9 protein-coding genes are annotated in these 7613 nt (G+C 72.3%); 1 reads left to right on the top strand and 8 read right to left on the bottom strand.

Annotated elements, in window-relative coordinates; all coding sequences use genetic code 11:
• From rph to murI, 3 genes are all read right to left on the bottom strand, one after another.
• A partial coding sequence (rph, locus tag C1A33_RS16135; protein WP_101832316.1) for a ribonuclease PH occupies nt 1-741 on the bottom strand: 741 nt, incomplete at its 3' end.
• A 25-nt stretch (nt 742-766) separates the two neighbouring features.
• Nucleotides 767-1513, bottom strand: coding sequence for an MBL fold metallo-hydrolase (locus C1A33_RS16130; protein ID WP_101832315.1), 747 nt, complete (start codon nt 1511-1513; stop codon nt 767-769).
• On the bottom strand, nt 1510-2403 hold the full coding sequence (murI, locus tag C1A33_RS16125; RefSeq protein WP_101832314.1) for a glutamate racemase: 894 nt from the start codon (nt 2401-2403) through the stop codon (nt 1510-1512). Before murI ends, C1A33_RS16130 begins: the two co-directional genes overlap by 4 nt.
• Before the next feature lie 875 nt (nt 2404-3278).
• On the opposite strand from murI, the gene C1A33_RS16120 reads away from it, so the two are divergent.
• Complete coding sequence (locus C1A33_RS16120) at nt 3279-3752, top strand: hypothetical protein (RefSeq protein ID WP_207770330.1); 474 nt, start codon at nt 3279-3281, stop codon at nt 3750-3752.
• Nucleotides 3753-3770: 18 nt separating this feature from the next.
• On the opposite strand, the gene C1A33_RS16115 is transcribed toward C1A33_RS16120, so the two are convergent.
• The 5 genes from C1A33_RS16115 to C1A33_RS16095 form a co-directional block, all read right to left on the bottom strand.
• Complete coding sequence (locus C1A33_RS16115; protein WP_101832313.1) at nt 3771-4199, bottom strand: DUF3307 domain-containing protein; 429 nt, start codon at nt 4197-4199, stop codon at nt 3771-3773.
• A gap of 150 nt (nt 4200-4349) precedes the next feature.
• Nucleotides 4350-5222, bottom strand: coding sequence for an NAD(P)-dependent oxidoreductase (locus tag C1A33_RS16110; RefSeq protein ID WP_101832312.1), 873 nt, complete (start codon nt 5220-5222; stop codon nt 4350-4352).
• A 148-nt stretch (nt 5223-5370) separates the two neighbouring features.
• Nucleotides 5371-5691, bottom strand: a complete 321-nt coding sequence (locus C1A33_RS16105; protein WP_101832311.1) for a putative quinol monooxygenase — start codon at nt 5689-5691, stop codon at nt 5371-5373.
• Between the two features lie 62 nt (nt 5692-5753).
• On the bottom strand, nt 5754-6254 hold the full coding sequence (locus C1A33_RS16100; protein WP_243407612.1) for an NUDIX hydrolase: 501 nt from the start codon (nt 6252-6254) through the stop codon (nt 5754-5756).
• Between the two features lie 106 nt (nt 6255-6360).
• The gene (locus tag C1A33_RS16095; protein ID WP_243407611.1) at nt 6361-7476 is read right to left on the bottom strand and encodes an epoxyqueuosine reductase; all 1116 of its coding nucleotides are present in this window, start codon (nt 7474-7476) and stop codon (nt 6361-6363) included.
• Between the last annotated feature and the right edge of the window lie 137 nt (nt 7477-7613).

The following is a 7613-nucleotide window of genomic DNA, read 5'->3' as shown; positions in this document are numbered from 1 at the left end:
CCGACCTGGTCGCCGAGCAGATTTTCCGGCGGGGGCCGGGCCGCGCAGGGCTTCGGTCTGGATGGCGGTGAGCTGGGCGCAGCCGCGTACCGCCAGGTCGAGCAGACTGTCGAGCATCGAACGGTCGAACGGGGCGCCCTCGGCGGTGCCCTGGACCTCGACGAAGCCGTCCGCGCCGGTGCACACCACGTTCATGTCGGTGTCGGCGGTGGAGTCCTCGGTGTAGGCGAGGTCGAGCATCGGCTCGCCGCCGACGACGCCGACGCTCACCGCGGCGATGCTCGTCGTGATCGCCTTCGGCCGGTCGAGCCAGCGGGCCGCGTCGACGAGGGCGACGTAGGCGCCGGTGATCGCGGCGGTGCGGGTGCCGCCGTCGGCGAGCAGGACGTCACAGTCGATGGCGATCGTGTTCTCGCCGAGAGCGGCGAGGTCGATGCAGGCCCGCAGGCTGCGCCCGATCAACCGGGAGATCTCGTGGGTGCGTCCGCCGACCCGGCCGCGCACGGACTCGCGGTCGTTGCGGGTGTTCGTGGCCCGCGGCAGCATCGCGTACTCGGCGGTCACCCAGCCCAGTCCGCTGCCCTTGCGCCAGCGCGGCACCCCGGTCGTCACCGACGCGGCGCACAGCACCCTGGTGCGGCCCGCGGTGATCAGGGCGGATCCCTCGGCCTGCTCCTGCCAGCCGCGCTGGATCGTCACCGGTCGCAGCTCATCCGGCTTTCTGCCATCGACTCGTGTCACCCCGCGACACTACCGGCGGGCGACCTCAGAGCTCGAAGACGGCCCCGGGGGTGGCGAGGGTCAGCTCGCCCTCGTAGGCGCCGGCGGCCTCCTCCTCGGTGCGCGCGGCGTTGCCCCAGGGCACGAGGTGGGTCAGCACGAGCCGGCCGACGTCGGCGCGCCGGGCGTGCTCGCCGGCCTCCCGGCCGGTCAGGTGCAGGTCCGGGGGATTGTCCTCGTCGTCGAGGAAGGACGCCTCGCACAGGAACAGGTCGCTGTCGCGGGCGAGGCGGACGAGCCGGTCGCACGCGCCGGTGTCGCCAGAATAGGTCAGCACCTTGTCCCCGGCGGTGACGCGCACGCCGTAGGCCTCGATCGGGTGGGCCACCCGGGTGAGGTCGATGCGGAACGGGCCGACGTGCAGGCAGCCGGCGCCGATCGTGCGGAAGTCGTAGATGTCGGCGAGGCTGTCCTCCGGCCACTTCTCGAAGGCGCCGCACAGCCGTTCCTGGGTGTTGATCGGCCCGTAGACGGGCAGCTTCGGCGGCATCCCCTCGGGGTGGTAGCGCCGCGCGTAGGAGTTGGCGACCAGGTCGAGGCAGTGGTCCCCGTGCAGGTGACTGAGCAGGACGGCGTCGATGTCGCGCAGGTCACAGTGCTTCTGCAGCTCGCCCATCGAACCGTTGCCCGCGTCGACGACGAGCCGGAAGCCGTCCGACTCGACCAGGTAGGACGAGCAGGCGGAGGCCGGGCCGGGGTACGTGCCGGAACAGCCGAGAATCGTCAGTTTCACCGTGGCACCACCGGGCTTCGCTGGGAGGGATCCTGATCCGCCCCGGTGTGGGCGGGCCAGACGACTGGGGTCGTGGTCCTGGCGGGTGGCGACGCCGGCGGCGCCGCCGAGACCCTGGCGAGCTCGGGGCCAAGGAACCGGCGCCCCACCCGGGCGAAGGTCGCCGGATCGCCGGTGGTCAGGAAGCGGTGATCCGGGGGCGGCAGGTCGGGGTCGCGGAACAGGCCCTCCCGGGCGAGCACCCGGTAGGTGTCCTTCGCCGTCTCCTCGGCGCTGCTCACCAGCGTCACCCCCTCGCCCATGACGAGGCCGATCACGCCGGTCAGCACCGGATAGTGTGTACATCCGAGTATCACCGTGTCGACGTCCGCTTCCTGCAGCGGTGCGAGGTACGCCTCGGTCAGGCCGAGCAGCTGCCGCCCGGAGGTGATACCCCGCTCGACGAAGTCCACGAACGCGGGGCAGGCGACGCTGGTGAGCTCCATCCCGGCCGCGGCGGTGAACGCGTCCTCGTACGCCCGGCTGCCGATCGTGGCCACCGTGCCGATGACGCCGACCCGCCCGCTGCGGGTGGCGGCGACCGCCCGCCTGGTCGCAGGCATGATCACTTCGACCACCGGGACGTCGTAGCGCTCGCGGGCGTCGCGCAGGCAGGCGGCGCTGGCGGTGTTGCAGGCGATGACAAGCAGTTTCACCCCCTCCGACACCAGGCGATCCAGGCATTCCAGCGCATAGCTGCGCACGTCGGCGATCGGTCGTGGTCCGTACGGTGCCCGCGCGGTGTCGCCGAGATAGAGCAGGGGCTCATGCGGAAGCTGGTCGAGAATGGCGCGCGCCACCGTGAGACCGCCCACCCCGCTGTCGAACACTCCGACCGGCGCCCCGCTCATGAGCGATCAGACTAAGCCGGAAACCCGGCGCTCACCCTGTGGCTGTCATCACGAAACCTTTGTCCAATGTCGGACACTACGCCCAGGTCGCCCGTCCGGCGGATCTGTCCGGCGTGGCGGGCGCGTTCGTCGGGTCTCATGGCCTCCTGTTACCCACGGACGGCAGGGGGTGTGCCGCGCGCGGACGATGTGTGGCCGGGAAGACAGGCGGCGGGGTGCCGAAGGCGCGGACAAAGCACGGAATTCGGGTCATGTCGTGGGAACTCGGACGGACGGCCCGAGTCCCCCTCGGCCGACGAATGGCGCGTGGCGGGCCTCGGCATACGGGTTGAGGACCGGCAAACGGGGTGTAGGCTAGAACTGCCTGTAATCGATCAGTGACTACACGCTATCGAGCAGGTAGGTTGAGGATGCGACTGTGGTGTCCGGGTCGATCCCATCCGTCCCCGACCCGCGATGCCCAGTCGCTCCTCGGTCTCGGCGGCGCCCGGTCGGGGCATCCCTGCTGGATGTCCCGACCGGCACCGTCGGGCCAGCGAGCGTCCAGAGGCGGTCCGGCTGGTCCGCGTCCCGCGCGGAAACGGCGTGCGTCCTCGACCCTCGGCGTACGGACGCGATCCGCACAGGCTCGGCCGCCGCAAGCGGTTCCCTGGTGTCGTCCTGTGGCCTTACGATGACCTGATGCGGAAGTCGTCGTCGCGACGGCGGCCCGTCGGTCATCAAACGCGGGTGGTACGAGGCGGTGGGTGATCGGGGCCGGCGCCGCGTGGGATGGGCGGAGTAAGCGCCATGAGCGTCCACAAACCACCCTCCCCGCTTGTCGGGTTGGCGTCGATCGAGGTCGGCGGCGCGGCGATGGCGATAGGAAGATGCCTATGGCACGACTGTCCGCCGCCGCCGTCCCGGGCCTTGGAGTCCTGGCCGCGAGAGGCGCCGTCGGGGCGGTCGCGTCGGCACCCGGTAACGGCTACCTGATCCTGGCCATCATCAGCCTCGTCGTCGTGGGGGTTAACATCACTGCCTGGCTCGTGATCCCGCGCATGGTCGCCTCGGTCACCGCACCCGCCGACGCCGCGGCGCCCGGCGCGTCCGCGCACACCCCGCCCGACGGGCTGGCCGACGCCCCCCGGATCGGGCCGGAGTGGCCGGGCGATCTCGCCGCCGAACCCGCCGCGGACGAGTGGTCGTCGTGCTGGGACTACGCCGGGCCCGACGAGTCCGACGGGGACAGCACCGAGGACGAGCCCTGGTACCTGCCCGGCGCGGCGGACAACGTCTCCTGGAGCGTCGCCGTCGGCGGCCCGCGCTCCCGCCAGTCGAGCTGGTCACCGGGCGGTGCCGCCGACTAGGAGCGAGCGGCACACCGCTCACAGCAGCACCGCCAGCAGCACCGCGAGCCACAGGGACGCGCCGTGCAGGGACTGGTCGGCGAGGTACATGCCGTTCAGGCCATGCTCGGCGAGCTCGGCGAACTCCCCGCCCCCGGTGCGCACCAGCAGCCAGCGCCCCGCCCGCCGCCGGTCCCACAGCGCGTGGCTGCCCGCGGACACCAGCAACCCGACCGCGACACCCACCGGCGACAGCGTCAGGTGCAGCGCGGCCAGCGTGCTGGTGGCCATGACGATCACGACCGCGTGGTAGGCGGCCAGATGGCGCGCCAGCGCCGCCCATCCGAGCCAGCCCGGCTCGGTCTTCAGCCGGGCCTGCGCGTCGGTCTGCCCGAGCACATGGTCGGCGAGCCGGTGCGCCACCAGGACGGTCACGATCAGGACGGCGAAGGTCACGGCCCTGGTCATGACGCCGATACCGGACGCCGGGGCAGTCGCGTGCTCATGTGATCCACTGTGCGGCGGCGCGCGGCATGGCACCGCATCCTGCGACGGCTTTCCGCTTGCCCGCCCGCCAATGCCGGCGGCCAGCGCGCGACAGCCGCGGGCGGGCTCGCGTCAGGCCAGGCCGGCGCGGCGGCGGGCGGTCTCGGCGACCGCCGCCCAGTCCTGCTCCTGCTGGCCGTGCGCCAGCGCGTCGAGGAAGGCGTCCCGCAGCACCCCGCCGAACGGCAGCGGGACGTTGCGCTCCTGTCCGGAGGTGAGGGCGAGCTGGACGTCCTTGAAGCCGAGGGGCAGCCGGAAGTTCACCGGCTCGTACCGCCGCTTTCCGATCATGCCGCCGTACCCGGCGAAGACGGGACCGGTGAACAGGGTGTCGGTCAGCACGTCGATGAACGCGCTCGGGTCGAGCCCGCCGGCCTCGATCACCGCCGTCGCCTCGGCCATCGCCTCGATGGAACATGCGATGAGGTAGTTGCCGAAGATCTTCACCAGGTTCGCCTGCGCCGGCTCCTCCCCGACCGGCCAGGTGCGCCGGCCGAGGACGTCGAACAGGGGCGCCACCTCGGCGATCGCCGCGGGGTCACCGCCGGCCACGACGGTGAGGTTGCCTGCGGCGGCCGCGTCGGTGCGGCCGAAGACGGGCGCGGCGAGGTAGCGCAGGCCGCGTTCGGCGTGCTCGCGGGCGGCCCGCTGCGCGAGCGCGGTGCTGACCGTCGCCATGTTCACGTGCAGCGCGCCGGCCGGCGCGGCGTCGAGCACGGCCGGGTCGAGCAGCCGCTCGGCGACGGCCGCGTCGTCGGACAGCATGCTCAGCACGGTGCCGGTCGCGAACGCCTCGTCGATGCCCGCCGCGATGGCCCCGGCGTCGGCGAGCCGTCGGACGGGCTCGGAGGAGCGGTTCCAGACCAGCACGGTGTGTCCCGCGTCGAGCAGATTTCGGGCCATCGCGGCCCCCATCCCACCCAGACCGATGAATCCGACCCTCATGCCGCACGCTCCTGACCGCCGGTCCGCGGGCGCGCGTCCGGACAGGCACAATCCTGTCGCACCCGTGTCGTCGGCGCGGTCGGGACCCCCGGGCGTCCGCCGGTCAGACGCCCGCCGGTCAGACGCCCGCCGGTCAGACGTCCGCCGGTCAGACGTCCGCCGGCACGGGCACGCCGCTGGCATCGCTGAGGGCGAGGAACTTCATCCGTGGCGGACCGGCGAGCAGGTCCCGCCAACCCGCCACGAAGCGGTGGATGTGCGGCTGGTCGGCGTGCTCGTCGAAGGCGGCGCGGTCGCGGTAGAGCTCGTAGAACAGCCGTGCGTTCGGCTCGCCGTCGATGCGGTGGGCGGCATAGACGATCGTGCCGGGCTCATGCTCGGCGACGAGGGGGATGGTCCTGGCGACCAGAGCATCGAACGCGTCCGCGGTGTCGGGGCGAACCTCGAACCGCACCATCAGACCGAACATGCGCACACCTCCGTCGGATGCCTCGCCGGGCGGGGGATACGCACATCTCCTCGCTCGGATGGCTACCGATTGTGACACTCATCGCCATCAGGGTAACGGTCGGCGGCAAGGATCGCGAGGGCACGGGTCACCAGATGGCGCATGAACGCCGGACGGCCGCGATAGCCGGCCAGGAACTCCTCCGGCGTGACGAGACGCCGCCCGGCCGACTCGTGGGTGGGCTCCCACAGCGCGAGCTCGGTGACCCGCGCGGCCCGGATCACCATGTAGCTGAGGTCGTCGGCGCCGAAGTAGTCCGACTCGACGACCTCGACGGGCAGCAGGGCGCCGAGCCGGGCCCGGACCTCCTCCCACGTCTCGCGCCGTACGGTCTGGTCGATGCTCGTCTCCCCGCGCTGGACGTGGCCGCCGGGGATGTCCAGCCCGCGGTCCAGCTCGGCCACGACGAGCCGGCCGTCGCCGGTGAGGGCCACCACCGCGGCGCTCGTCACCCGCTCGAACGGCGGGTCCGGAGCCGGCCCGAGGAACGTCAGCCGGGTCGCGCCCCCGCGGCGCTCCCGCACCGGTCGCCGATCCTCACCCGCGTCCGTCAGGGCGGCTCCTTCGATGCGCGCGGTGCCGGATTCGTCCGGCCTCCCTTTTATCGCAGGTTCGGCGGCGGCGGGCGGCTCAGTGCCCGGAATCCGGCGAGTGACCGGGTTCGCGTCGCCGGGAGCGGCCGGCGTCGCCGACCTGGCGGATCTCCTTGTGCGGGAAGCGCCGGCGCGCGTACTCCGCCGCCGGCGAATCGGCGGTCACGTACAGCGTCTCCACCTTGTCCTGCAGCGGCCGCAGCACCTGGGCCATGAAATCGCGGCGGTCCGCCAGGTACGGCTCGAGGACGTCCTCGCCGGCCGGGCACACCGCCATGCAGTACGCGGCCTTGTAGTTCGCGCGGAACGACAGGCTCTGCCACATCGAGGCGTTCTCGGTGTCACTCACCCGGGTCCGGAAGTCCGCGCCGTCCGTACTGTCCGCGACCGTCTCCGCCCAGTCGGTGAAGCCGCCCATGAACTCCCGGTAGTTGTGGGTGAAGCAGGTGCGGAAGTCGAACGAGCCGTCCTTGCCGATCGCCCCGACCGGGCACGCGGCTACGCAGAGCTTGCACTCCAGGCAGGGGTTGTAGTTGATGGGCGAGCCGTAGGCGCTCACCTCCGCGTCGACCAGCAGGGTGGTGAGCAGGACGAAGTTGCCGAAGCGGGGATGGATGACGTTGCGGTGGATGCCGATGGCGCCGAGCCCCGCGGCGACGGCGACCGTCTTGTGCGCGACGACCCAGATCCGCCCCGGGTAGCGGTCCATCTCCATCGGGAAGGTCGCGGACGGGTTCACCGCCCGGTACCCCGCGTCCGCCAGGGCCTGGACGATCCGGCGGGCGGCCTCGTTGATGATCTCGCCGCTGCGGTGGAACTCCTGGTTGGCGATGCTGCGCTCGGGAGACCGGACGTTGTCCCGGGCCATCCGGACGACGAGGGAGACGAGGCTGCGGGTGCCGGGCAGCGCCCGCTCGACGTGCGGCCGCTCGGCGGCGAGCTCCGGGCGGTCCAGCGGGACCGCGGCCACGTCGTCGGCACCCGCCCGCAGCGCGATCTCCCGCAGCCACTCGGCGTCGATCACCCGCGGTGACGGCGGCTGGCCGCCCTGGTCCGCCCGCGCGGCGGCCTGCCTGGCCCGTACGGCCCGGACGGACGGATGGTCGCGCAGCCGCGCAGGCAGGGTCGAGGACGGGTCGGGTCGTTCGTCCACGGTGCCTCCCAGATGTCAGTTGCAATTTCCAACTGACTATCGAGGTGGCCTGGCGGCTGGGTCAACCGGTTAGGTTGGATATCCGGACTGACCCGCGCTGGTGGGGCCGGGCACTGGTGGGGGCCGGGAGCTGGTGG

Origin of the sequence: Frankia canadensis (assembly GCF_900197875.1) — a bacterium.
In the GTDB taxonomy this organism is placed as follows: Bacteria; Actinomycetota; Actinomycetes; order Frankiales; family Frankiaceae; genus Frankia; species Frankia canadensis.
This window is presented reverse-complemented; position numbering and strand designations above follow the sequence as displayed.

What these genes read in the sequence shown, in the direction of transcription:
- murI (WP_101832314.1), bottom strand. Translation starts at nt 2,403, where the DNA reads ATGAGCGGGGCGCCGGTCGGAGTGTTCGACAGCGGGGTGGGCGGTCTC.
- C1A33_RS16120 (WP_207770330.1), top strand. Translation starts at nt 3,279, where the DNA reads ATGGCACGACTGTCCGCCGCCGCCGTCCCGGGCCTTGGAGTCCTGGCC.
- C1A33_RS16115 (WP_101832313.1), bottom strand. Translation starts at nt 4,199, where the DNA reads ATGACCAGGGCCGTGACCTTCGCCGTCCTGATCGTGACCGTCCTGGTG.
- C1A33_RS16110 (WP_101832312.1), bottom strand. Translation starts at nt 5,222, where the DNA reads ATGAGGGTCGGATTCATCGGTCTGGGTGGGATGGGGGCCGCGATGGCC.
- C1A33_RS16105 (WP_101832311.1), bottom strand. Translation starts at nt 5,691, where the DNA reads ATGTTCGGTCTGATGGTGCGGTTCGAGGTTCGCCCCGACACCGCGGAC.